This window comes from Paenarthrobacter sp. TYUT067, from assembly GCF_023656375.1.
Taxonomy (GTDB): Bacteria; Actinomycetota; Actinomycetes; order Actinomycetales; family Micrococcaceae; genus Arthrobacter.
On the sequence record NZ_JAMOIT010000003.1, the window covers coordinates 50979 to 76699 of the forward strand.

A 25721-nucleotide genomic window follows, 5' to 3' on the forward strand; every position below is an offset into this window, starting at 1 on the left:
ACTGAAAACACAGCCAAGCGCCGCCGCCGCACGTCACGCCCCGGACGAATGCCGGAACGTGCTGGAGCAGAGCAACTGTGCCCGTCCGGCCATCCTGGTGGACGGACATCACAAGGACGGAACAACACCATGAAGGCACTCGTTTACGGTGGCCCCGGAGAAAAGTCCTGGGCGGACGTGCCGGATCCTGTCATCCTGCATCCCACAGACGCAATCGTGCGTATAGACACCACTACCATTTGCGGTACCGATCTGCACATCCTCAAAGGGGACGTCCCTGCGGTCCAGCCGGGACGCATCCTGGGGCACGAAGGGGTGGGGACTGTCACCGATGTGGGGAGTTCAATCAGTGCGCTCCGCCCAGGAGACAGGGTGATCATCTCCTGCATCAAGTCCTGCGGACACTGCGGAAATTGCAGGAAGGGCCTGTTCTCCCACTGCCTCGGGGACGAAGGACAAGCCGGAACCGGCTGGATCTTCGGCCACCTCATCGACGGGACGCAGGCCGAGTTCGTCCGTGTTCCCTATGCAGAAAATTCCCTGCACAAACTGCCCCACGGCGTCACCGACGACGAAGCCGTGATGCTTTCCGACATACTTCCCACGGCCTTCGAAATCGGAGTCCAAGCCGGACACGTGGCCCCGGGAGACGTCGTGGCCATTGTAGGGGCTGGACCCATCGGCCTTGCGGCCATGGCCACGGCCGGGCTCCACGGTGCAGCCACGGTAGTGGCCATAGATCCCGACGAGAGCCGGCTGGCCAAGTCCCGTGACTTCGGAGCCACGCACACGGTCAACCCCACCAAGCCCGAGTGGATTGCGGACGTTCTCGCCCTCACCGACGGGGCTGGTGTGGACGTGTCCATGGAAGCCGTGGGAATACCGGAGACCTTCGACATGGCCTTGCGCCTGGTCCGCCCCGGCGGGCACGTGGCCAACATTGGGGTCCACGGAAAACCCGTCCAACTTCCGCTCCAGGACCTGTGGATCCAAAACATCAACATCAGCATGGGATTGGTCAACACCAACACCACCCCGATGCTGCTTCGCCTGGTGGCCCAGCATAAGCTCCCCGCTGATAGGTTTGCCACCCACCACTTCGGCCTGGAACAGATCATGGATGCCTATGACACGTTCTCGCGTGCCGCGGAAACAGGGGCCCTGAAAGTGGTTCTGAGCCGAAAACCTCATGACTGATCCGCGAACATGAGACAGCGGCTGCTGAACTCGGCCCTGCGCTTTCCGTTAGTGACAGGAACCTTGGTGGTGCTCGTCGCCGTCCTGATCCTCGCCGTCAGCGGACAAGTACCTGCGGCCCAGGGGCTCGCAAGCATCTTTGCCCTCAGCGTTGCCCTCTACCGGGCCGGCACCATGATCAAAGGGCTCCTGCGCGGACGCTGGGGCATAGACCTCCTGGCCGTGATGGCCATTTGCTCAACAGTTGCGGTGGGCGAATACCTGGCATCCCTGATCGTGGTTCTGATGCTGACAGGCGGCGAAGCGCTGGAACAATTTGCCCAAGGCCGCGCCACCAGAGAGCTCCGTGCGCTCCTGGACCGGTCCCCGCGGAACGCGCACCGCGAACGTCCCGGAATGCCCGTGGAGGAAATCTTGGTGGATGCCGTGGTCCCCGGAGACGTACTGCTGGTCAGGCCCGCAGAGTTGGTTCCGGTGGACGGTACCTTGCTCTCCGACGTCGGAATATTTGATGAGTCAGCGCTGACAGGCGAAAGCCTACCTGCTGAGCGAACCAGGGGCGACCTGCTGCTCAGCGGCACTGTCAACGGGGCCGATGCCGTGCGTATGGAGGCCACAGCCACCGCAGCGGATTCGCAGTACAGCCAAATAGTTGCCTTGGTTCAGGAAGCCGCGGCAAGCCGCGCTCCGACGGTACGGCTTGCCGACAAATATGCGGTGCCGTTCACGCTGGTCGCCTTGGTGCTGGCCGGCGCTGCGTGGTTCTTCAGCCAGGACCCGGGTCGGTTCGCTGAGGTGCTGGTGGTAGCCACCCCGTGCCCTTTGCTGATAGCTGCACCTGTCGCGTTCCTCGCGGGGACCAGCAGGGCCGCACATGCCGGCATCATCATCAAAAACGCCGGCACGCTCGAGCAACTCAGTAGAGTCAAGACCGCCGTCTTCGACAAGACGGGGACCCTCACTCAAGGCAACCCTTCTTTGGCTGAAATCCGGGTGGCCCCCGCCTCAGATCTGTCCGAAGACGCCCTCCTGCAATTGGCCGCCTCCGCCGAGCAGTATTCCACCCACGTCCTGGCGGCGTCAGTCATGGCAGAAGCCCGAGCGCGCGGCCTGGCGCTGGTACCGGCAACGGGCGCGAGCGAACAGGCAACCAACGGTGTCACGGCCGACTGCGGAAGCCACCACGTCGTGGTAGGTAAACCCGCTTACGTCGGTTCCTTGGTGAGCGGCTTCGATATGACCACACTGCCCGCAGGCCATCTGGGGATTTACGTCGGCGTGGATGGTCGGTTTGCCGGCACTCTGATCATGAGCGATCCATTGCGCCCAAACGCAAAGGACACCCTGACGGAACTTCGGAGTCTCGGGGTCGGGGAAACGATGCTCCTCACCGGAGACGCTGCAACCACAGCCGAACACATCGCCAGGGATGCGGGCATCAGCAACGTCCTGGCCGAATGCCTGCCTGCTGACAAAGTTGCCGCCGTAGCCGCGCTTCCGCACAGGCCCGTGATGATGGTGGGCGACGGCGTCAACGACGCTCCGGTACTGGCAGCGGCCGACGTCGGCATCGCCATGGGTGCCAAAGGCGCCACTGCGGCCAGCGAGTCGGCGGACGTGGTGATTATGGTCGATGACCTGTCCAAGGCCGCGCTGGCGGTTGGCATCGGGCAGCGTACCCTTCGAATCGCCCGGACCAGCATTTGGACCGGGATACTGCTGAGCCTCGGCCTGATGGTGATGGCCTCGCTGGGCATGATTCCAGCCGTCGCCGGGGCGCTGCTGCAGGAGCTGGTGGATCTTGCCACCATTCTCAATGCCCTCAGGGCCCTGGGCCCTGGACGGTCTGTTGCGTCGGTGCCGTCAGCGGATGCCCGTGGGGTCAATACCGCTCCGGCTCATCACCGAGTTCAAAGTGGCGGCCATGGACCCGGGTGGGAGTGATCTCCACGTAGGTGTATTTACGCGTCGGAATCCACGGCTTCAGGGGCAGCTTGTCCGCTTCGTCGATCTCCGACTGCGACTCGATCACCCTGGCAGTGCCCTTAAGGACAACACTCCATGCTTCGGCGTCGGCGATCTCCTCCACTTCGAAGGCGACCTTCTCATTCACTGTCAGCTCGGCGAGCTTAGTTCCGGGGTTTGTCCGCAGCAGCAGCCGCTGGTTGTGGGCGATGAAGTTCAGTGGGTAGATGTCCGGTTCACCCAGGACGCTGACAGCCAAGCGACCATGCTGGTTACGTTCCAGGACCTTCCATGAGTCGGCTTCGGATAGGACCGTTCCGGGGCGTTCATCGGTTTCCATGATCTCGGTCTCCTGGGTGGGTGATGGCTGCTGGCGGATCGCCACGTCGCCGGTGATTCGATGCTCCCGAGCCTATGGCTGGCTTCCCGTCCCCAGTAGAGTCCAAGGTCCCGGGGGCGGGAGCAGCCATCATGACCTTCGACTCTGGCGGTGAGGCCCTGCGGGGTGCAACTGTGAAGCATCGGATGATCGGCCCGGAGGGAAACACCATGGTCCACGGCGTATATGTTGTGTCCGGCGCACCCGAAGCCGGGAAGTCACTGGTGGTCTTGGGGCTGGCTGACGCGCTGCACCCGAACGGGCCGAATGGGAATCTACCGGCCAATTGTGAACGGAACAGATCCGGCCGACGACCCACTGCTTCGGATGCTTCGCAGGCGATACAAGGTGGAGTCAGTCCGCTGCAGGGCAGGAATGACGTTGGCTGATGCCCGGGCAGCGCTGGCGGCAGGCCGCGAGGACGAGGTTTCTTCCCAGGCACTGGAGGAGTACGGACGCATCGCCGAAGAATGTGACGTTGTTGTTGTGGACGGTTCGGACCTCTCAGGCCCGGACGCCGGGAGGGAGTTCGACCTGAACGCCCAACTGGCCAACAATCTGGGACTGCCGGTCCTTGCGGTCATCGGGGCCCAGGGATTGGGCCCGGAGGAGACCACCCAGGCGGTGGCCGACGCGTCACAGCAGCTGGAGGCAGCCAGATGCCCGGTGTTATCCGTTGTGGTCAACCGCGTCCGGCCAGCAGACATCGACACAGTTCGGGGAGCTGTTAGGGCGGCCACGGGAGGCCTTCCAAGCTACGTGATTCCCGAGGTTCCTGAGATATCGGCGCCCACCGTGGCCGATGTGGCGATGACATTGTCTCTTGAATGGTTCTCGGGCAGATCAGAGCTGGACCGGGACGTGGGCGGCGTGCAAGTGGCCGCTATGAACGCGGAGAACTTCCTGCGGATACTTGAGCCCGGGAACCTGGTGATTGTTCCCGGGGATCGCACTGACATCGTCATGGCTTGCATGGCCTCGGCGTTGTCACCGGAGCTGCCCACGCCGTCCGGAGTCATCCTGACTGATGGCCTGGTCCCTGCCAGCTACGTGCTGCCATTGATGGCACATGCGCCATTTCCTGTATTCGCAGAATCCGCGGATGCCTCCACTACGGCTCAACGTGTTTCGCACGTCCGCAGCGAGATCCACACCGGAGAAAGCCGCAGGGTGGCAGCAGCATTGGGCATCTGGGCTCGCTCCATCGACGAAAAGGAGTTGCTGGAACGTCTGGCGCTGCCGCGTCCGGCGACCATGACGCCGTTGCGATTCCTCAATGACCTCATAGAACGCGCCCGCCAGCAGAAGAAACGCATCGTTCTGGCTGAGGGCAAAGATAGCCGGGTCTTGCGTGCGGCGGAGATTCTGCGTCGCCGGGATGTGTGCCACGTGACGCTTCTAGGGAATCCGTCTGCGGTCCGCGAGCTTGCCGAAGCCGAGGGCATCGAGTTGGGTGGCATCACCATCGTGGACCCCGCCCATTCGCCATTACGAGAGCGATTCGCCCTGGAATATCAGCGCTTGCGCGCCCACAAAGGCGTGATCCTGGAACGTGCCAGGGAAGTCATGCTCGATGGCGCCTACTTTGGCACCATGATGGTCCACCTGGGGGAGGCCGACGGGATGGTCTCCGGAGCGGCGCACACCACGGCCAACACGATTCGCCCGGCGCTGGAGTTCATGAAAAGCCAGCATGGCAACGGACTGGTGTCCTCGGTGTTCTTCATGCTGTTTCCGGACCGCGTACTCGTGTACGGAGATTGCGCCGTAGTGCCGGATCCAACGGACCGGCAACTGGCGGACATCGCGCTCGCATCGGCTACGACGGCGGCGCAGTTCGGCGTTGAACCGAGGGTTGCAATGTTGTCATACTCCACAGGCGTATCCGGCGGCGGAACGGCCGTGGACAAGGTCAAGCGAGCTACGGATATGGTCGCCGCTGCCCGGCCGGACCTCGCGGTGGACGGCCCCATACAGTACGACGCCGCGGTGGATGCAGCTATCGCGAGTTCAAAGTTGCCGTCATCTGCTGTGGCGGGCAGGGCCACAGTCTTCGTCTTCCCTGACCTGAACACAGGCAACAACACCTATAAGGCCGTGGAGCAGTCTTCCGGTGCTGTCGCCGTCGGGCCCATCCTTCAGGGGCTCCGCAAACCCATCAATGACCTGTCCAGGGGATCGACGATCGAGGACATCATCAACACTGTCGCCATTACCGCTGTCCAGGCGCAGTCGCCCAGCTAGCCCTTTTTATCCTGAGTGACCACCAGGACGGGGCACTGCGCATGGGCCGAGCAAGCCCTGCTGACGGATCCCATTGGCTGATTGAAGAAGCCACCGGAGCCCCGCCTCCCCACCACGAGCAGTTGTGCCCCATGGCTTTCTTCGACAAGGACTTTGGCTGGTTCACCGAATTTGACCGTCACCGTTAGATCCTTGGGGCGGTCTGCGCCGAAGGCTCGCTCCAAGGCCTCCTCGACCAGCCGCTCGGCGGTGTCTTCCAATTCCGTGGTGAAGCGTGTCAACTCGGGCTCAAAACGCGAGGCTAAGTAGTAGTCGGACATACCAATACAGGTGGTTACCTCCAAGGGGCCTCCCAACGCAGCTGCCATGCGGCCGGCCATCTGCAGGGTATTGGAGGAATATTCGGATCCATCGACGCCGACAACGATCCGATCTGAGCGCGAGTGTGTATTCATGGGACCAGCCTGCTCTTCCACCGGTCCGCGCCACTAGGGTCGAAGGGCACGGATCCGGCAGACTGCCCTAATGGGTGTGGGTCCCTCCGTGACGCAGCCGTTTGTAGAGCCAATCCGCCCCCAGAACGCCTGGAATCGCGAGGAGGGCAACGGCGAAGCCAGGGAGGGGAGGAGGAGCCTGGCCCAGGATGCCGGCTACGGGTGGTACATAGAGGAACAGTGCTAACGCCGCCAGTTCCACCCCTACAGCCCACAGCAGCAACGTATTGGTAAACCATCCCTGCCTCCACGCGGGAACGGTAGCACTGCGGCAAGCGAAGGCAGTTGCCAACTGGCCAAGGACCACCGCTGCGAACGCGGCCCCTGATGCGCCCATCAGCACAACGGGGTCCAGCGGGTCCCCACGGCCCCAACCGCTGCCAAAGAGAACCACGGAGAAAGCCCCCATGGCGAACAACGCCTCCGTGGGACCCATGACAGCAAACACCCTGAGCATGAGTTGCCGATCCAGGAGATGCCGTTTTTCGGGAGGCCTGCTCAACACCCGCTTGCCTGGTGGTTCCGCCCCGAGGGCCAATGCGGGAAGCAGATCGGTTCCGATGTCCAAGGCCAGGATCTGGAGAACGCCGAGGGCCAAGGGGAATTGACCACCGGAAAGTGCCCAGATCACGAAGGGCGTGAGTTCAGCGACGTTGTCAGTCAAGTGGTAAGTGAGGAACCGATGAATATTTGAGTAGGTGGCCCGGCCCTGTTCTATGGCGGCAACGATGGTGGCGAAGTGGTCATCCAGGAGCACTAGGTCTGCTGCCTCGCGGGCCACATCGGTGCCACTGAGTCCCATGGCCACGCCGATATCGGCTTGACGTAAAGCGGGACCGTCGTTGACGCCGTCGCCGGTCATGGCAACAACGTGCCCGCGGCTCTGCAGGGCTTTGGCCACCCTCAGTTTCTGTTCGGGAGAAACCCGGCTCACCACCACTCCATCACGGTCCAGCAGTGCCCCGAGGACTTGTTCGTCATGGGGGAGTTCAGCGCCTTGAAAGACCATGTCCGGTTGCCCCAGGAGGCCGATTTCCCGTGCAATTGCCGCTGCGGTGGAGGGGTGGTCGCCGGTGATCATCGCAATACGGATTCCTGCACCCCGGGCGGTTTTGATGACATCTGCCACGTCCGGACGGGGTGGGTCATGGAGGCCAATGAGGCCTATTCCTTCGAGGTTCAGCTCAGCCTCTTCTGCGGCCCGCTCACGCCAACTGCCGGCTGCTCCAGGCAGTTCCCTCGTGGCGACAGCAACGACGCGGAGGCCTTTGGCAGCCATGGTTTCTACTTCCCGGGACAGTTGAGTGGCTTCGACTCCGCAGAGGGGAAGGACGGATTCCGGAGCTCCTTTCACATATAGTGTGTTGCCCACAATGACCGATTCCCTCCGACGATCGGCGTCGAAGGCGAACCGTACCTCTGGCTGAAGTTCCTCAGGTGCATTCCCCACAAGGCGTCGGGCCAAAACATCGATCGCCGCTTCCATTGGATCTCCGCTGGCCACCCATTCCTCGCCGTGGAGCACGGCGCGGCCCTGCGACGCGGCGCGGGCCGCACTGGCCACCCGGAGGGCAGAGGGACGGCCTGGCCCATCAACCCGGGCCTCAGGCGTATAGCCGTCACCGCTGATATGTAGCGGCCCTTCCAGCGTGAAGACCTCGACGGCGTTCATCCGGTTTTGCGTCAGCGTTCCGGTTTTGTCGGTGCAAATGAAGGTGGTGGAGCCAAGGGTCTCCACGGCTTCAAGATTGCGGACGAGTGCGTTTCTCGACGCCATACGCTGTGCGCCCATGGCCAAGGACAGGGTAACCGTTGGCAGCAAGCCCTCGGGGATCAGCGCAACCGCAACTCCAATGGCAAACAGGAAGGAATCACGCCACACAATTCCGACCAGAAGTGAGACCACGAAGAACAGCCCGGCGACGGTGAGGGCCACCATGGCAACCAAGCGGACTATTCTGCGCAGCTCCATGGTCAGCGGAGTGGGCGGAGACTTGGTGCCGCTGGTCAGCGCTGCGATGGCGGCTAGCTTGGTGTTGGCTCCGGTGGCCGTGACCAACCCTTCCGCTTCGCCGTTGACCAGGAACGTGCCGCCCCATGCAGTGTCCGTCGCGGATTTGGGTACGGACTCGCTCTCACCGGTGAGCATCGATTCATCGACGCTGCATGCTGACGCCGAAATGAACTGCACGTCTGCCGGCAACCTGTCGCCTGCGGCCAGAACCACCACATCTCCCGGTACCAAGGCATTCGCATGCACCCTCTGAAGCCGCCCATCCCGCCGGACAGTGACGTCGGCCGGGAGCAGTCCTTGCAATCGTTCGGCTGCGTGTTGGGCCCGTTCCTGCTGGATGTGGGCGAAAACGCCGTTGACGATCACCACGATGATGATTGCGATGCCCAGTTGTGGCATGCCTGCCACGTAAGCGAGCCCAGCTGCAACCCATAGCATCAGGGCGAAGAAGTGGGTCAGTTCCCCGAGCAGCTTCCGCCATGGGGGGACCTTTTCGGCGGTGGGTAGAACGTTTGGTCCGGTTCGTCGCAACAGATCGCCGGCCGCCTGCGAGCTCAGGCCCTCGGCGCTCGGGGTCTCGGACAGTGAGGCCGAAGGTGTGTTCCCAAGGGACATCTTCTCTCCAATGCAGGAATGCCTGTTCGATGAAAGACTCCATCGGGGAACTGCCCGCGTCTAGGGTCGAAAGGCATGGTCGGGAGGGGCCGGACCATGAATCAAGCTCGACGTTCTTCGGGTGAGGGGGTGATTGCCGTGGAAGCCGATGGGTTCAACCGTTACGGGAGAGCCGCCTGGAGTTGTCCCTCAGAGGTAGCCCACCGGCATCTCAGGCTAGCTTCGGGTCAGGATAGTGGGACACTGCACCTGCAGGAGCACATGCTGGGCAACGGAGCCCACCAGTACGCTCAAACCGCCTCGCCCTTTGCAACCCATGACGAGCAGCTGTGCTTTTGCTGCAGCAGCTATCAGCGCTTCTCCGGGGCCACGGCTGGTATCCAGGACTTCCTTCACCACGACGGACGGGAACTCGTGCTTGACCCGCCGGACAGCCGCGTCAAGAACGTTCCTGCCATCGGCAGGGTCAACCCCGGGACCCGATGCGTGGACAATGGTCAATTCAGCATCCACACGTTGGGCCTCCTTGGCCCCCTGATCCAGGGCATCCACCGACTCAGGGGAGCCGTCGACGCCAACCACTACGCCGGAACGCTCTTGACGGGCAAGGTCGGGAACAACGGCGACGTCGCACTTGCTGGTAACAGCAACTTGGAAACTGACCGAACCGTATCCCTGCCCCTCCGTACCGGGTCCGCGGTCTGTGCCCACCACCACCATCGAGTAGGCCGATGACATGGAAGCGATCGTTGTGGCAGGTTCGCCTGACAACCGGTGAGTCGTGATGGCCAGAAGGGGAAAGGCTGCCGCCAGCCGTTCCGCTTCCTCGGTGAGCAGATCCTCAGCGCGGCGTAGCGCCAGTTGACGGTCGCTCTCCCGGGGGTAAGCCCACCGATCGGGGATTACATGGACCAAGGCCAGGCCAAGGTCAAGGGACTCCGCGCGGGCCGCAGCCCAGTCGGCCACAGGAGACCTCGCCCGTGAGCCGTCGAGGGCAACCAGAATCTGCATCTTCACGAACCGATGTTCCCTTCGGATGGCCAACGGTGGTGCTCTCCACTATCTGCCGGCCGGTCCGTCGTCGCAAGGGCCGGAAGGCCCTCCCGCTTAATAGCTCAGTGCACTAGGGTCCAGAGGAGAGGCATCCACCTTCCCCTTCCCGGCGGACGTGAAAGGAGAATATGCGCGTCCTTGTGCTGAACCCCGGCTCCTCATCGCTGAAATACCATGTGCGGGACACCTCAGCTTCCCACCCTGGAACGGACATCCTGGCGTCCGGACAGGTGGACTGGCCACCTGATGAGCGTTCTACTCAGGACGGCCTGCACTCTGCCTTTGAAGAACTCGATGCCACCGTAAAGAGCCTCGGATCCGCAGGGCCGGAGGCGATTGCTCACCGCGTAGTCCACGGCGGCCCACGGTTCAGCAGCCCGGTACGTGTCACAGCGGACGTAATAACCGCCATTGAAGACCTCAGTCCCTTGGCGCCACTGCACAACCCGGCCAGTATTGCCTGCATGGACGCCGCCGGTAAGCGTTGGCCCGACCTCCCACAGGTGGCCGTCTTCGACACGGCTTTCCATCGCTCCATTCCGGACTTCGCTGCGCGCTACGCCATACCGGAGGACGCCTACTTGGCGCATCCTGTGAGGCGCTACGGGTTCCACGGGATCTCGGTGGAGATGGCCTGCCGCGACACTGCAGAGTTTCTCGGGATTCCGATTGCGTCTTTGAATGGGATCGTGGCGCATGTTGGCAATGGCGCATCCGTCACCGCCCTAAGACAGGGGCTCAGCGTGGACACCTCCATGGGAATGACCCCACTGGAGGGCCTGGTCATGGGTACGCGCTCGGGAGACCTGGATCCCTCAATTGTCTTGTTGATCCAGCGCGGCGGTGCAACTGCCGAAGAAGTTGACCATATTCTGAACCACCGCTCGGGCTTACTTGCGGTGGCGGGAACCGCTGACATGCGTGAAATTGGCCTTGCTGCTCTTCAGGGAGAACCTGGTGCGATTCTCGCCTTGGATATGGCTGCCTACCGTCTGGCCAAATACATTGCCTCCTATTCCATGGTGGTTGGCCGGCCCAACGCTCTGGTGTTCACCGGAGGCGTGGGTGAGAACTCTGCACTCTTCAGGGACAAGGTGGTGGCATGGTTGGGACCACTGGGGCTTTGGCTTGATGAGGAAACGAATTCGGCCAGTAAGGACGGCATCCGCAAAATCAGCGCCACGGACTCCGCATTTCCTGTGCTGGTAGTGCCCAGCGATGAAGAACGCGCCATAGCAGAATCGACGGCGGCTTTGCTCGCCATGCCCCCGAAGGAAAGTTGATTGCACCATGAGCCTGGAAGAGAACGCCACCGCTACCCATGCTGAGTCGAAGGAAGAGAACTTTGACCTCCTGCACCGGTATTGGTCTGCGGCCAACTATCTGACCGTTGCCCAGATCTACCTGCAGGAAAACCCCCTGCTCCGGGAACCGCTGCAAGTGAAGCACATCAAACCCAGACTTCTGGGTCACTGGGGAACAAGTCCCGGATTGTCTCTGATCTACGCGCACCTCAACCGCCTTATCCGTCGCACAAATGCGGAAGTTCTGTTCGTGGCCGGTCCCGGCCACGGGGGACCCGCCGTCGTCGCCAATACCTATCTGGAGGGCAGCTACTCGGAGGTTTATCCCGCCGTTGGCAAAGACGTCGAAGGGTTGCGGAGGCTGGTCCGGCAGTTCTCGACCCCGGGAGGCATCGCCAGCCACGTCGGACCCGCCACCCCCGGTTCCATTCATGAAGGCGGCGAGTTGGGCTACTCCCTGATGCATGCCACCGGAGCGGCCATGGACAATCCGGACCTGATCATTGCCTGCGTAGTGGGTGACGGGGAGGCCGAAACCGGTCCTCTGGAGGGCTCGTGGAAGGCGCCCTCGTTCATCAACCCATGCAGGGATGGTGCTGTGCTTCCAATACTCCACCTCAACGGGTACAAGATCTCCGGCCCCACCGTGCTGGGCCTTCATACGAACCTGGAGGTAGCATCACTGCTGGAGGCCCACGGCTGGGATCCCGTCATCGTCTCCGGCGACGACCCAGACCGCGTCCACCCCGACCTCGCCTCAGCGTTGGACGCAGCCTACGCATCGATCCGGACAATCCAGTCCCGCGCCCGCACAGAAGGAGTCGCCGGTCCCGCACGATGGCCGGCCATCATCCTACGCACCCCCAAAGGGTGGACAGGGCCGGTGACAGTGGACGGAAAGCCCGTAGAAGGAACACACCGCTCCCACCAAGTCCCCCTGGCGGGCGTCAGCAAAAACCCCGATCACCTCAAGCAACTTGAGGCGTGGATGCGTTCGTACCGGCCGGAAGAACTGTTCGACGCCGACGGCCGGCTGATTCCCGAACTCGCGCAACTCGCCCCTGAAGGCGATTTGCGCATGGGTGCGTTGCCGGCCAGCCGTGGCGATGGAGGCCATGATCTGGTGATTCCAGGGCTCGATCAGTACGCCATAGAGGCCGTTCCCCGCGGTGCCGTGATGCGTGAGAGCACCAGACCGTTGGGGGAAATGCTCCGGGATATCTACACCGGTACGGCCGAGGACCCAAGGTTCCGCCTCTTCTGCCCCGACGAAACCAACAGCAACAGGCTCGGCGCAGTATTCGAAGCCACCGACAGGTGCCTCCTGGAACCGGCTGCGGCGCTCGCAAACGATCATGTATCCGCCAGCGGACGCGTGATGGAAGTCCTCTCCGAACACCTTTGCCAAGGGTGGCTGGAAGGATATGTGCTGACCGGACGCCACGGACTGTTTGCCAGCTACGAGGCGTTTGCGATGGTAAGTGCTTCCATGACCATCCAGCACGCCAAATGGCTCCAACATGCACGGGAACTGGAGTGGCGGAAGCCCGTTCCGAGTCTGAACATCCTGCTGACCTCCACCTGCTGGCGGAACGATCACAACGGCTTCAGTCATCAAGGCCCAGGCCTCATCGACACCGTCCTGTCCCTGTCCAGTACAGTCATCCGTGTCTATTTCCCTCCCGATGCGAACACACTGCTGGTCACCGCGGAACACATGCTGAAGAGCAAGGACTACGTGAATCTGGTGGTCATCGATAAACAGCAACATCTTCAGTACCTGACCCTCGAGGAGGCACGGAAGCACGCAGCTGTGGGTGCATCCACCTGGGATTGGGCTGGAAATGAAGCTTCTGGAACTCCGGCCGCCCAGAGACCGGACATTGTCCTCGCATGTGCCGGTGATGTTCCCACACAGGAAACATTGGCGGCGTCATGGTTGCTGAGGAAGTATGTCCCCGACATGTCCGTCCGGGTAGTCAACGTCATGGATGCCATGGTCCTGCCACCTCCGGACACGCATCCGCATGGGCTGGCAGGGGAAAAGTTCGAGGAACTCTTCACCGCCGACGTGGACGTTGTGATGGCGTGGCATGGTTACGCGAGGGCCCTGCATCAACTCCTGCACGGCCGCCCGCACCCCGAGCGGTTCCATGTTCGTGGTTACAACGAGCAAGGCACCACCACCACTCCGTTCGACATGGTGGTCCTTAATAAGGTCAGCCGGTACCACTTGGTGATGGAAGCACTACGCCGGGCACATGGGCAGTTTGCCGGGGCAGACCAACTGCTGCAGCATTGCCGGACGCAGTTGGAGGACCACGCCAGGTATATCCGCGAGCACTTTGAGGACCTCCCCGAAATCAGGGACTGGGTGTGGACGCAGCAGTAGGCTTCCAAACGGCGTATTCCTCAACGGCCTGACCTGCCGCTCAGATCGCTTGGACAGTGGTCAGCATGCCTTGGTCTTCGTGATCGAGGATGTGGCAATGGAAAACGGTGCGGCCGGGGAAGTCATCGAATGCCACCCGGATTCCAGAGAACAAATGTCCAGTGTGCCTTCACCGGCCGGGCCGCCACGTCCGATGGCCGGGTCCCCCATCATGGGACTCATGCTGCCACGGTTCACAGGGGCAGCCGTGAGCGTGGCATACGCTTCCCGGGTTTTCACGAGCAGTTCCACCCGGTTGCCCGGTGCGAGAACCACCTCTGTAACTTCCTCAGGCTCCGGCAAATAGCCGATGTCACGGCTGAGCAGGCGGACCTGCTGTCCGTCAAGGGACAATCGCAGGTACCGGGAGGGGCAGGCATTGATGATCGGTCCGGCCGGGCAAGGTTGCCGTCGGCGTCGAGGGACAAATCGGAGATCACCATCACCCTTTCCTTCGTGACTGGAATCGGTTCGGTGTCCTCCACCACTATCGCGCCGCAGAGACAACCGGCCACTTGGTCGGCAGCATGGCCGTGGTGACGGGGGTGGTACCAGTATGTGCCCGGTGGGTGGTCAGCAGGGAGTGTGCACTCGTAGTCGAATGTTTCGCCCGGGCTACGCTGACGAAGGGGTTGGCACCGGGCCCACTGTTCAAGCACAGCCCGGCACTGACCGCGGCTGTGGCGCCCGCTCCTGCTGCACTCAGCACCAGCAGGAGCCGGCGCGTCAACGGTTTCACTGGCTGCTTCTTTCTAGTACTTCCAGTATGCGCCGTATTTCCGCCCTGCTTATCTCTGTGGCCTGATCTGCCCGTTGGTTCGGTCTCTGCCAACGTCACGGCCTGCTATAAGCGGCTGCGAACCATGGCGCTTGCCTACGGTCAACAGGGCAGTGGAATAACTGGCGACCCCTCATTGGCAGCAAGCATCGCAGCCGGGCTGGATTGGATGCACACAAACGCGTACTCACCGACCACCGCTACCTTCAACAACTGGTGGGATTGGCAAATCGGGGCACCATCTAACATGCTGGACACGGTCCTGCTGATGTACGGACAACTGACAGGGGCCCAGATCGCGAACTACTGCGCCGCAATTGATCACTTCGTCCCGGCAGCGGTGGTGTCGAGTTACACCGGAAACAGTACCGGGGCGAATCGTGCGGATCTCTGCAAGGTACTGGCGCTGCGAGGAGTACTTGCCAAGGACCCCACCCCTATCGCGGTCGCGCAGGCCGGACTTTCACCAATCTTCCCGTACGTGCTCGCCGGCGATGGACTTTACGCCGATGGAAGCTTCGTGCAGCACACGTGGATTCCGTACACCGGAACCTACGGTGAAGTGCTGCTCAACAACCTCAGCAGGCTGACAGCGCTGCTGGCGGGTACACCATGGATGATCACTGACCCCCAGGCACAAAACTTCTACGACTCGGTTACTGACGCGTACGCACCCTTCATATTCAACGGTCTGGTCATGGACGGCGTGTGCGGACGTGGAAGCAGCAGGGGCCTTCGAGCCAACGGTTTGGGCCGCTCCAGCGACCACGCACGAGGCCATCTCCTCGTTTCCCACATCCTGCGGCTGGCACACACCGGAGCAGTGCCCGCGGCGCAGGCGGCGGCGTGGAAAGCCATGGTCAAAGGGTGGCTGGAGCGCGAATATTATGAGCCGTTGCTGAACGACACTAACCTGGAAATTCCCGAGCTGGCACGTGCACAGGCGCTCTTGAGCGACTCAAGCATCACGGCTTCGGCTGAACCCGTCGAACACCGACTATTCGGTATGGACCGCGCCGTGCACCGTCGCGCCACGTGGGCGGCAGCCATCAGCATGTGCTCAACAAGGACCGGTTTCTATGAATATGGCAACGGCGAGAATCTACGCGGCTGGCATACCAACAGCGGCATGCTCTATTGGTGGGGCGATAATCACAGTAATGGGCAGTTCTCCGATGAATTTTGGCCTACCGTCGACCCATATTCCCTCCCCGGAACGACCGTCTCCACGAAGGCACTAGCAGATGGTGCCGGTCAGGCGTGGGGCAAGGACCGTCCGAACGCGGCGTGGGCAGGTGGGACAACCGATGGGACGTTCGCCGTCCTCGGTCAGGACGTCCGCGGCCTTCAGTCGACTCTTGCCGGGAAAAAGTCGTGGTTCTGCCTGGACGATTCGATTTTCTGCCTAGGGGCTGGAATCACGGCCAGCGACGGTGCAGGCGTCCGCACCACGATCGATAACAGAAATATGGGTGCTACGAACACCTTCACCTTTTCGGTCAACGGCACAACACAACCGACGAACCTCGGCTGGGTCGACACGTTTACTGACCCGCAATACATGACGGCCAGTGGCGTGGGTTCTTGGGTTTTCCCACAGGGCGGTTCGGTCACAGCAAAGCGGACTGCCCGCAGCGGTAAATGGTCCGACATCAACACCGGCGGCGCCACCACGCCGCTCACCCGCAATTACGTGACAATGTCCTTCGAGCACGGCACCAACCCATCGGGAGCGAGTTATTGCTACCAACTCATGCCAGGGGCAACGGCGGCGCAGGCGGCGGCGCGTGCAACAACGCCAAACGTAACTGTACTGTCCAACACGGCGACAGTGCAGGCGATCAAGGTGCCGCTCCTTGGCCTGACGATGGCAAACTTCTTCGCCGCCGGCACGGCCGGACCGATCACAGTGGACAAACCCTGTTCGGTGCTGGTCCGCGAGCAAAATGGAGCGATGGTGGTCCATATCTCCGATCCGACCCGGACCACCACAACAGTACAGGTCACGATTGCAAGCACCGCCTACACGAAGGTTGCTGGCGCGCCAATAGGCATCACCGCATTGACCGCCACGGGCAAAGTCGTATTGCTGGCAGAAGTTGGTGGAACGCTTGGCGCTAGCCGCACAATAAGCCTTTCCAGTACCGGGACAACGATCATTCCCACAACAGCCATTCAGCTGGCCCCCACGGCTACCGCCTACATCCGCGACGGGTCGTACGCGGGCACCAACTACGGCGGCCTCAGCACAATGGTTGTGAAGAACACCAACTCGACTGCCAGCGGTTACACCCGCCGATCCCTGACCAAATTTGACCTGACCGGAATCACAGGCACCGTACAGCGTGCTGTGCTCTGGGTACACGGCAACGTGCAGGACTCGGCTGGAGTTCAGACCACCCTCCAGGCATTCGCACAGGGCGCGGCCCCGTGGTCCGAGTCAACGGTCACCTGGAACAATGCGCCAGCACTCGGTGCCGCCCTCAGCAGCGGTCTCCTGGGCACCGCCAGGGACTGGGTTGCGCTCGATGTGACCAGCGCCGTTGCAGCAGCATCGGGAGCCGTTTCCCTCGCAGTCTATGAGCCGTTGGGGGCGGTGGGACTGGCGGCCGTGCTCGATACCAGACTCGGGCTGCAGCCGCCTCAACTCCAGTTGATCACCAAATGACCTAGCTCCCGGGACCGGGCGGGATGTCAGGGTCCCTGTTGACTACGTTCGGCCGGGTGTGAAGCCCTGACTGCTTATCTGTCCAATAGGCATACCTCATCCTGATTTATGAGTAGCATCGGGGGTTTGTGGCTACTAATGGCATCGGCCGCGGCTAAATCCACTTCGGGGCAGCTGGCGTCGTTCCTTGGGTGAGTGGCCCGTCGGCATTGACGCCGTTGGAGCCGCGGCCGGTGGCCCATTCGACGACGGCGGGCAGGGTGCCGGTGATGAGCGTCGGGTCTGCGGCGGCAGTGTCGCCGAACGTCAACTCCGTGTCATCTACTGTGATGAGGAGTCCGGTGTCGGTACCGCGGGTTTTCCATGCGCCGGTGATGTCTTTGAGCAAACGTTCGAGGACCGGGGCGGGGATGTCGTTGAAGGTGGCTCCGTTGTCCAGGTCCACAGCGTGGGTCCAGACTTCGCGGGTGCGCATCCATACGGTTTCGGAGGCGGGGACTGTTCTGCCTTGGGCGGTGCGGACCTCGTTTTCCCAGTTCAAGTCGGGCAGGTCGCGCCATTCCACGGACAGGTGCACCGCGGAATGGTCGAACAGGTTCCGCAGTGCAATCGGGGATAGGGTCGCGCCGAAATCGATCTCGTGGTTCCGTGCCTCGGCGGAGGGGTACATGGGCGTCTCCACCCCTGTGGCAGCCCACTCCACCAAGCGCGCGATCGCGCGGGCGTTGTATCCCACGTGCGCCACCACATGGCGGCGGGTCCAGTCCGGAAGGAGGGTGCCGCCGTCGAGTTCTGCATCGGAGAGTTCGTTCAGTTTGCGGGCGAAGAAGGCGGTGCCCCGCCGCGCCTGCAGGAGATCTTCCTGCAAGCGCGGATCGGTGGCGAGATCGTGGCGGGCGACCATCAGGCTTCCTTGACCACTCGGTTGTTTAGCTGGCCCAGGCCCTCGATGGTGGTGACCAGGAGCTGGCCTTCCTGCAGGTACCGCTTGGGGTCCTGGGCATGGCCCACTCCGCCGGGGGTGCCAGTGGCGATCACGTCGCCCGGGTTCAGGGTGATGATGGTGGAGATGTAGGAGACCAGGAATTCGGGGGTGAACACGAGGTCGCCGGTGGGGGTGGACTGCTGGATCTCGCCGTCCACGGCCGAGGTCATGAGTGGGCCGGCGGTGAACTCGTCCTTGGTGACCAGGGCCGGGCCGAACGGTGTGGAGTTCTCCCACGTTTTGCCCTGCAGCCACTGGATGGTGCGGAACTGGTAGTCGCGCATGGAGACGTCGTTCAGGACCGCGTACCCGGCAATGTGGTCCGCGGCGTCGGCCTCGGCGATGCGGCGGCCCTTCTTGCCAATGATCACGGCGAGTTCGGCTTCCCAGTCCACGGTGTCCGATTCCTGCGGCAAAGCGAGGTCATCATTCGGGCCGATCAGCGATTCGGTGTACTTCGCAAACAGGGTGGGGTGCTCCGGGATTTCCCGGCCCATTTCCTTGATGTGGTTGCGGTAGTTGTGACCCACGCAGATGATCTTCCCGGGTGCGGGCACGACGGCGGCGAGGTCGGCGCCGTCGAGCGCGTGCGTTGCGCCGCTGGCCGCCGCAGCAGTGGTTTCCCAAGCGGGATCCTGCAGCAGCGCGCCGACGTCGGCGAAGCCGGTGATCTCCGTGAGGGTGTCGCCGTCCTGGCGGACGGCTACGGTGCCTTTGCCGGCGGCGTTTTCGGTGCGGAGGGTGAGGAGTCTCATTTACTTGCGTCCTTCGGTGTAGCTGCGGTTGAAGTTCAGTCGTTCAAAGATGGGGGCGTCACTGAAGCGGAACAGATCAAACTCTGTTTCGGACTCCAATGACCACTCCTGCCAGGAAGGGACCACGAAAAGGTCGCCCTTGGCCAGCTGCTTGGTCTCGCCGTTCAACACGACGGTGCCGGTGCCCTCAAAGACCTGCCAGACGCTGGATCCGACCTCGCGGAGCGGCTCGGTGGCGGCGCCGGCGCGGAGGCGGTGGAACTCGGCCCGGATGGTGGGCATCACGTCCCCGCCGGTGGTTGGGTTTGAGTACCGGATGGCGGCATGGCCCTGGGACACAGTGGCAGGGTGGCCCTCGTCCTCCAGCAACAGCTGCTCACGCAGAGCGGCGTCGGTGTGTTCCCAGCGGTACGCGGCAATGGGGGAGTTGGTGGTGTCATCCAGCCCGGACAGGGGCCGGAGGCCGGGGTGGGCCCAGAGACGTTCGGAACGGGAAAGGTCCGGGGTGGCTTCGTCGGTGACACGTTCGGTGCCGAACTCAAAGAACCCGGCATCGGCGTAGTGCACGAACGGGATGTCCAGGCCGTCGATCCATGCCATGGGTTGATCGGTGTCATTGTGGTGGCCGTGGAAGTTCCAGCCCGGGGTGAGCAGGAAATCACCGCGACGCATCGCCACCGGATCCCCGTTCACCACAGTCCACACACCCTCGCCCTCGACGACGAAACGGAACGCGTTCTGCGAATGGCGGTGCTCCGGAGCAACCTCATGGGCGCCCAGGTACTGGATGGCGGCCCACAACGTTGGAGTCGCGTACGGTGTGCCGGCAAGGCCGGGGTTCGCCAGGGCAATCGCGCGGCGTTCTCCACCCCGGCCTACCGGAACCAGGTCACCGGCACGGGCAGCCAACGGATACAAGTCATTCCAACGCCACACATGCGGGACGGCCTTCGGGGTTGGAACCATCGGCATCAGATCGCCGATCTCCGTCCATAACGGAACCATGTTCCCGGCAGCGAAGTCCTTATACAGCTGCTCCAACTGGGCAGCTTCCTCCGGTGTGGGCTCAGGCAAGGCGTGGCTGGCGGCCACTGATTCATGAGTCGTGTTCTCGGCGGTGATGGACACGGGGGCCTCCTCGATAGGGTCCGAACGGTGTTGGCGTAGTTCGACCCTACGGAGGGCCCGGGCGGGAATCAGAGAAGTTTCTGCTGTGCAGAATAACTAAGCGCGTTGCGGGGCCCGCTCTGCGGGGAATGGAGCTCGTTTTAGGCGCAGATCGGGCCTCGCAACGCCGGGGTGGTCGCGTTGTGGATCCTATTCGGCTCCGTCGGCCGGGTTAGCCGCGATGTCCACTTCAAGTTGTCGGCAGGTCTCGCGCAGGGCGGCGACCAATCCGGCGTCGAACACTTTACGGAACCGGGTGGCAGGCGTGGCGACGCTGAGCGCGCCCACCACGTGCCCATGCCGGTTGTGGAGTGCCATCCCGAGTGCGCTAACGCCTTCCTCCGTGCCCTCGAAGTTGGCCGCGAATCCGTTGCCGCGGATAGTGTCCAGCTCCCGCAGAAACGCCGGATACTCGGCGTCGGGAATGGTGTCGCCGCCGATTTCGGCATTCTGGCTTCGGAACAGTTGCTCGATCATGCCAGGTTCCAGTTCTGCCAGCATCACCTTGCCACCTGATGTTCTGTTAGCAGGCATCACGGTTCCTTGCCGGTCACCGATGCGCAGGACGTTGCTGCCTTCCACGGTAGCGAGGAACCTCACTTTCGTGCCCACGCGCACCATCAAGTTAACTGTCTCATCGAGCCGCGAAGACAAGAGCTCCATGTGAGGCTGTGCCAGGTCCCTCAGGAGCCGGGTCCAGCTCAGTCCTGCCGGGCCCACGCCCATGGCCGGCCCGGGGACGTACCGGCGGTTTTCGTCCTGGACGGCGAAGCCGCGATACACGAGCATTGCCAGAAGCCTGTGGGCAGTAGAAGGTGCAACACCCAGCTCGGCTGCTGCGTCCTTGAGTCGAAGGGCACCGCCGTCGCGAAGAAGCTGGAGGAGCTGTAAAGCATTGTCCACAGCCTCGATGGAATACGTGGGCCGTTTCTGGACAGGTTTCCGGTTCTGGGCCGGTATCCCGCGCTGCTTCGAGGCTGAGTTGTTCTGCACAACAGAATTCTATGGCCTTGTTTGCCTGACCCATCCGAAAGTGGTGGGATGAATCACTCACTTCCCGCTGCAGCGTCGCAAGAGGCATCCTCCAGAATTGTCGACGCTGCTGTTCCCAGCACTGAGGCCGGTCCGCGGTTTTCCAAAGGCTCGGCACTAGCCGTCCTGGTGTGCTGGCTTCTGGTGGTTTTCGACGGCTACGACCTCATTGTCTACGGCACCGTCCAGGCCTCCCTGATCTCCGAGACCGGCTGGGGCCTGACCAAAGCCACCGCCGGGACCATTGGGTCCATGGCATTCCTCGGCATGATGATCGGAGCGATCTTTGCAGGCCGGATGGCCGACTCCTGGGGACGGCGCAAGACAATCCTCGGGTGCGCGATCGTCTTTTCGATCTTCACCATCCTGTGTGCGTTTGCTCCCAATGCGGCGGTCTTTGGTGCCCTTCGCCTCCTGGCCGGCGTCGGGCTTGGCGGGCTGGTGCCGTCGGCCAATGCCTTGGTGGCGGAGTTGGTCCCCACAAAATGGCGCTCCACCATCGCCACGCTCATGATGTCCGGCGTCCCGATCGGCGGCTCTCTGGCCGCGCTGGTGGGAATTCCCCTGATCCCCGCTTTCGGGTGGGAGGTGATGTTCCTGGTGGCTGTCCTGGCGCTGGTGATCGTGGTGCCGCTGGGCTTGAAGTACATCCCGGAGACGCTGACGCCGGGCTCGATGAAGCGTACTAAGTCCAAGAACTCCTCTGGTTTCGGTACTCTGCTCCGCGCCCCTTACCTGGGTGTCAGCATGCTCTTTGCCCTCGCCACCATCGCCACCTTGTTCGCCTGGTATGGCTTGGGCACGTGGCTGCCCAATCTGATGCAGTTGGCGGGCTACAACCTGGGATCGGCTCTCACCTTTGCGCTGGCACTGAACCTCGGTGCCGTTGCCGGATCGGTCATCACGGCATGGGCGGGCACACGCTTCGGGCCGATTCCGACGGCCATAACGGCAGCCGCCGTCGCCGCCGTCGGACTGGCGGTCCTCCTGGCCAGCCCGCCCGTTAGCGTCGTCTATGCCGCACTGGTGCTTGCCGGCGTCGGAACCCATGGCACCCAGTGCCTCATCATCGCCGCGGTGGCCAGCCACTATCCCTACCACCTGCGGGGGACAGCGCTTGGCTGGGCGTTGGGCACCGGCCGGATCGGGGCTGTCATCGCACCCCAAGTGGGTGGCCTCCTTCTGGCAGCCGGAATGGGCGTCAACTCAAACTTCCTCGCGTTTGCCGGAGCCGCAGCGATTGCCGCGGTCCTCCTGGCCGGCATCGGACTCAAAATCAAACCCACCATCTCCCAAGGAGCACGCAATGTCTGAGTACCTCAATTCCACTGACGTCCTGGTTGTGGGAGGAGGCATGGCCGGCCTTGCAGGCGCCCTGGCCCTCCGCGAAAACGGCGCCAACGTCACGCTGGTAGAGCGGGCGCCCGAGTTCGGCGAGGTAGGCGCCGGCCTGCAAATGGCACCGAATGCATCCCGTGTCCTAAAGCGCTGGGGCTTGCTGGAGAAGGCACTGGAAATCGGTTTCCAGCCCAAGCACTTGGTGTTCCGGGATGCTGTTACCGGAGAAGAGCTGACGAGGCAGTCGCTTCAGGGGGAGTTCAAGGACCGGTACGGCGCACCGTACGTGGTGATCCACCGCAGCGACCTGCACCGGGTTCTCCTTGAAGGCTGTGAAGCTGCCGGGGTGAAGCTCATCAACGATGTCATGGTGAACGGCGTGGAAACGGTGAACGGCAGGGGAGTAGTGCACACCGAGTCGGGTGTGGACTATGAAGCCGATGTGGTGATCGCTGCCGACGGATTGAAGTCCACGCTGCGCCCGCTGGTGGCCTCGGATGAACCCGTTTCCTCCGCTTACGTGGCATACAGGGGAACCGTGCCCATTACGTCGGAAACCCCTGCTGCGGACCTCGAAGACGTCGTGGTTTATCTCGGCCCGGACTGTCACCTGGTGCAGTACCCCCTGCGCAAGGGGGAGCTGCTGAACACTGTGGCCGTTTTCAAATCGCCGTCCTTCGAGCGCGGTGAAGAACAATACGGCGGAGTGGACGAGCTGCAGGCCGCCTACCAGGACTGTGTTCCGGCGGTGCAGGCGGCTCTTGCGAACCTCGGCACGGGCATCCGCTGGCCCATGTACGATCGCGACCCCATTGAAAACTGGGTCGCCGGCCGTATGGTTCTGATGGGCGACGCCGCCCACCCCATGCTCCAGTACCTTGCCCAAGGTGCCTGCCAGGCCCTCGAAGACGCCGCCGTGCTGCAAGACGTCACCGCAGGCACCGTCTTCACCGCTGACGGCGTCAACCCGGCCGCGTGGGATGAAGCGCTTGCCGCGTTCAATTCCGCCCGCGCCACCAGGACAGCCCGGGTCCAGCGCACCGCCCGCGTCTGGGGCGAGTCCTGGCACGTTTCCGGCCTCGCGCGGACACTGCGCAACTTGCTGTTCAAGAGCCGCAAGGACAACGACTTCCAGTACAACGATTGGCTGTATGGGGCGGCGGTCCAAGGCGTGCCTGCACTGGAGGCGGCCTTGGTAACCAGCAAGCAGCCCGCCTGATGTTGGGCGTTTGTTGAGGGGCCAGCCGGACCTGGTTCCCTAAAACAGGGGCCAGGGCACGGCCGGCATCTCCCCGCTCGGAGCCGGAAAGCGCCCTTCGGCGCGCAACCGCTCGCACCGAGTGGTGAGCGATGCGATTTCTTCGGCGCTGAGCAAGTCGGCCAGGTCCCGGCCGAGCCCACCTTGCAGTCCTTCGGTCACACGATCGATGCCTTCGAGTTCCTCGTCCGTAAGAGCATCGCCCAGCCAGCCCCACAGCACCGTGCGCAGCTTGTGGTCCTGGTGGAAGGTCAGTCCATGGTCCACGCCGTGCCGGACGCCGCCCGTCATGGCGAGGATGTGGTCGCCTTTCCGGTCGGCGTTGTTGACCACCGCATCGAACACAGCCATTCGCCTGAGCGCGGCCGAGTCTTCGTGAACGAGGGAAACCATCCGTCCGTTCTCATCCTGTCCTTCGAGGACGTGTTTCCATCCCGTCTCCGGTACGTGCTCCGTCGCGAGCAGGTTCACTGCGCGCTGGGTGGGGTCTTGCTCCTGCCAGAGCTGCACCATTCCAGCACCCAGGGGACCATCGCGTAGCCAGGTGCGTGGCACGATGTCCCAGTCGAAAACCTGCGAGACCAGGTAGGCGGCTACTTCGCGGTGAGCCAGGCATCCGTGCGGAAAATCCCATAGCGGGCTTTCGCCTGCTATGGGCTTGTAGACGACGTCGACGTCGGCGATGCTGCCCAGGAAGGTAGCGTTCGACGCCGTCGTAATGCGGCCGGTGAGTGTCAGCTCGGCGGTCATGAGCTCCGGCGCGGGCATCAGGCCTCGGGAAGGGCGCAGACGTGCCCGTCGGCGTCCATGGGGAGACCGCACAGCGGGCACGCGGGTCGTCCGGCCCCGACGATCTCCCGGGTGCGTTTGGCGAAAGCGCGGGCGGTGCCTACGGGCATGCGCACCAGCAACATTTCGGCCGCGTTGGAGCCGTCCTCATCACGTGGTTCGTCGTCGTCATCGAGGTCAGCGATGGGGTACGCCTCGATGACAACCTGCGCAGTGGTTGGATCCCAGCCCAAGCTCATAGCGCCTGTGCGGAACTGTTCTTCAACGGCTTCCAGAGGGTCATTGTCTACAAGTTCAGGGGGAGTACTTGTGGGAACGCTGAACGGGTTGCCTTGGACGGTGATGAGCTGATCGAGGATTTCGTCGATCTTATCCGCGAGCAGAGCCGACTGCTGCTTCTCCAAAGCAACACTCACCATTTGCTTTCCCGTACGCACCTGCAGGTAGAAGGTCCGCGACCCTGGAAGGCCGATGGTGCCAACAACGACCCGATCAGGCCAGGCAAACTCGTGAACAAGTGTAGGCATGTCTGTATTTTAGGCACATAAGGTTCACAGAGCGTTGTGCCCCACACCGCCGCCCACTGGCGCATCCCCGGCGGGGACAATATTTGTAAGCCATGACAGATCACCCGCGTCTGTGTTCATCGCGTAAACGCTCGGCCGGCTAGGGCCGTAGCGCACGATCGAAACAGAGGCAGGGCCCACGTTGATTCGCTGAAACAGGTCAAGGTGCATGCCGAGCGCGTCGGCGAGGATCGACTTGATAACGTCGCCATGACTTACGGCAACCCATACGGCACCTGGCCCGTGCTCGGCTTCGAAGGCCGCATCGTGACGTCGAATCGCTGCCACGGAACGAGCCTGCATTGCCGCCATGGATTCACCAGCGGGAAACACGACGGCGGCTGGTTGCGATTGCACAACCGGCCACAAATTCTCGGTGGCCAGGTCGCTGAGGGAGCGGCCCTGCCACTGGCCGTAATCGCACTCGGTGAGATCGGGGTCGACCGGCGCGTACGGCGTGCCGGCCTGGCGGTCGATGATGAGCCGGGCCGTCTGTTGGCAGCGCTCAAGGGGGCTCGATACGACCGCGACTACCGGGACGGCCGCGAGCCGGTCAGCTGTCTGAGCCGCCTGTTCGCGGCCCACCTGGTCCAGGTCGACACCAAGGGCCCGCCCGGCCAGCAGTCCAGTTGCATTGGCCGTGGTGCGGCCGTGCCGCACAAGAATAACTGTTGCCATTGACCAAGCCT

Annotated in this window: 21 protein-coding genes; 8 read left to right on the plus strand and 13 right to left on the minus strand. The window is 62.8% G+C overall.

What is annotated here, in order from left to right; all coding sequences use genetic code 11:
- Window positions 1–129: 129 nt before the first annotated feature.
- Together MOD31_RS03235 and MOD31_RS03240 are read left to right on the plus strand one after the other, a co-directional pair.
- A complete protein-coding gene (locus MOD31_RS03235) occupies window positions 130–1197 on the plus strand; it encodes a zinc-dependent alcohol dehydrogenase family protein (RefSeq protein WP_223942492.1) in 1068 nt (355 codons plus the stop codon).
- A gap of 9 nt (window positions 1198–1206) precedes the next feature.
- Window positions 1207–3141: a heavy metal translocating P-type ATPase gene (locus MOD31_RS03240; protein ID WP_223942493.1), complete on the plus strand. Its 1935-nt coding sequence runs from the start codon at window positions 1207–1209 to the stop codon at window positions 3139–3141.
- Here the strand turns inward: MOD31_RS03240 and MOD31_RS03245 are convergent.
- On the minus strand, window positions 3080–3502 hold the full coding sequence (locus MOD31_RS03245; protein WP_142939383.1) for a pyridoxamine 5'-phosphate oxidase family protein: 423 nt from the start codon (window positions 3500–3502) through the stop codon (window positions 3080–3082). The two genes, MOD31_RS03240 and MOD31_RS03245, sit on opposite strands and share 62 nt — an antisense overlap.
- Before the next feature lie 225 nt (window positions 3503–3727).
- On the opposite strand from MOD31_RS03245, the gene pta reads away from it, so the two are divergent.
- Entirely contained in the window at window positions 3728–5785 is a 2058-nt protein-coding gene (pta, locus tag MOD31_RS03250; RefSeq protein WP_250819834.1) for a phosphate acetyltransferase, read from the plus strand.
- Here the strand turns inward: pta and MOD31_RS03255 are convergent.
- The 3 genes from MOD31_RS03255 to MOD31_RS03265 form a co-directional block, all read right to left on the minus strand.
- A complete protein-coding gene (locus tag MOD31_RS03255) occupies window positions 5782–6240 on the minus strand; it encodes a universal stress protein (protein ID WP_250819835.1) in 459 nt (152 codons plus the stop codon). The genes pta and MOD31_RS03255 overlap by 4 nt on opposite strands.
- Before the next feature lie 67 nt (window positions 6241–6307).
- Window positions 6308–8908 (minus strand): cation-transporting P-type ATPase, encoded by a 2601-nt coding sequence (locus tag MOD31_RS03260; RefSeq protein ID WP_250819836.1) that lies wholly within the window; start codon window positions 8906–8908, stop codon window positions 6308–6310.
- A 216-nt stretch (window positions 8909–9124) separates the two neighbouring features.
- Entirely contained in the window at window positions 9125–9919 is a 795-nt protein-coding gene (locus MOD31_RS03265) for a universal stress protein (protein WP_250819934.1), read from the minus strand.
- Window positions 9920–10089: 170 nt separating this feature from the next.
- Here MOD31_RS03265 and MOD31_RS03270 point away from each other — a divergent pair, with 170 nt between their 5' ends.
- Window positions 10090–11244, plus strand: a complete 1155-nt coding sequence (locus tag MOD31_RS03270) for an acetate/propionate family kinase (protein ID WP_250819837.1) — start codon at window positions 10090–10092, stop codon at window positions 11242–11244.
- 7 nt (window positions 11245–11251) lie between these two features.
- Complete coding sequence (locus tag MOD31_RS03275) at window positions 11252–13657, plus strand: phosphoketolase (RefSeq protein ID WP_250819838.1); 2406 nt, start codon at window positions 11252–11254, stop codon at window positions 13655–13657.
- A gap of 40 nt (window positions 13658–13697) precedes the next feature.
- On the opposite strand, the gene MOD31_RS03280 is transcribed toward MOD31_RS03275, so the two are convergent.
- Window positions 13698–13793, minus strand: a complete 96-nt coding sequence (locus MOD31_RS03280; RefSeq protein WP_250819935.1) for a multicopper oxidase domain-containing protein — start codon at window positions 13791–13793, stop codon at window positions 13698–13700.
- A gap of 139 nt (window positions 13794–13932) precedes the next feature.
- Entirely contained in the window at window positions 13933–14355 is a 423-nt protein-coding gene (locus tag MOD31_RS03285) for a multicopper oxidase domain-containing protein (protein WP_238703438.1), read from the minus strand.
- Between the two features lie 21 nt (window positions 14356–14376).
- Between MOD31_RS03285 and MOD31_RS03290 the strand changes: the two genes are divergently transcribed.
- Entirely contained in the window at window positions 14377–17142 is a 2766-nt protein-coding gene (locus tag MOD31_RS03290) for a polysaccharide lyase family 8 super-sandwich domain-containing protein (protein ID WP_250819936.1), read from the plus strand.
- Window positions 17143–17296: 154 nt separating this feature from the next.
- Here the strand turns inward: MOD31_RS03290 and MOD31_RS03295 are convergent, their stop codons facing one another.
- The 4 genes from MOD31_RS03295 to MOD31_RS22035 form a co-directional block, all read right to left on the minus strand.
- Window positions 17297–18046, minus strand: a complete 750-nt coding sequence (locus MOD31_RS03295; RefSeq protein WP_250819839.1) for a maleylpyruvate isomerase family mycothiol-dependent enzyme — start codon at window positions 18044–18046, stop codon at window positions 17297–17299.
- Window positions 18046–18882: a fumarylacetoacetate hydrolase family protein gene (locus tag MOD31_RS03300; RefSeq protein WP_250819840.1), complete on the minus strand. Its 837-nt coding sequence runs from the start codon at window positions 18880–18882 to the stop codon at window positions 18046–18048. The genes MOD31_RS03295 and MOD31_RS03300 overlap by 1 nt, the downstream gene beginning before the upstream one ends.
- Window positions 18883–20010 carry a cupin domain-containing protein gene (locus tag MOD31_RS03305; protein WP_250819841.1) on the minus strand — a complete coding sequence of 376 codons (1128 nt, stop codon included), beginning with the start codon at window positions 20008–20010 and terminating at the stop codon, window positions 18883–18885. It abuts the gene before it with no gap.
- A 189-nt stretch (window positions 20011–20199) separates the two neighbouring features.
- Window positions 20200–21042, minus strand: coding sequence for an IclR family transcriptional regulator (locus MOD31_RS22035; protein ID WP_250819842.1), 843 nt, complete (start codon window positions 21040–21042; stop codon window positions 20200–20202).
- Window positions 21043–21090: 48 nt separating this feature from the next.
- Between MOD31_RS22035 and MOD31_RS03315 the strand changes: the two genes are divergently transcribed.
- Window positions 21091–22395, plus strand: a complete 1305-nt coding sequence (locus MOD31_RS03315) for an aromatic acid/H+ symport family MFS transporter (protein WP_250819843.1) — start codon at window positions 21091–21093, stop codon at window positions 22393–22395.
- On the plus strand, window positions 22388–23638 hold the full coding sequence (locus MOD31_RS03320) for an FAD-dependent oxidoreductase (protein ID WP_250819844.1): 1251 nt from the start codon (window positions 22388–22390) through the stop codon (window positions 23636–23638). The genes MOD31_RS03315 and MOD31_RS03320 overlap by 8 nt, the downstream gene beginning before the upstream one ends.
- A gap of 39 nt (window positions 23639–23677) precedes the next feature.
- Here the strand turns inward: MOD31_RS03320 and MOD31_RS03325 are convergent, their stop codons facing one another.
- Genes MOD31_RS03325 through MOD31_RS03335 form a run of 3 tightly spaced genes read right to left on the minus strand, consistent with a single transcriptional unit; the run spans window position 23678 to window position 25710 of the window.
- Complete coding sequence (locus MOD31_RS03325; RefSeq protein WP_250819845.1) at window positions 23678–24445, minus strand: SCO1664 family protein; 768 nt, start codon at window positions 24443–24445, stop codon at window positions 23678–23680.
- The gene (locus MOD31_RS03330) at window positions 24445–24993 is read right to left on the minus strand and encodes a DUF3090 domain-containing protein (RefSeq protein ID WP_142939365.1); all 549 of its coding nucleotides are present in this window, start codon (window positions 24991–24993) and stop codon (window positions 24445–24447) included. The genes MOD31_RS03325 and MOD31_RS03330 overlap by 1 nt, the downstream gene beginning before the upstream one ends.
- A gap of 24 nt (window positions 24994–25017) precedes the next feature.
- The gene (locus MOD31_RS03335; RefSeq protein ID WP_250819846.1) at window positions 25018–25710 is read right to left on the minus strand and encodes a histidine phosphatase family protein; all 693 of its coding nucleotides are present in this window, start codon (window positions 25708–25710) and stop codon (window positions 25018–25020) included.
- Window positions 25711–25721 lie beyond the last annotated feature (11 nt).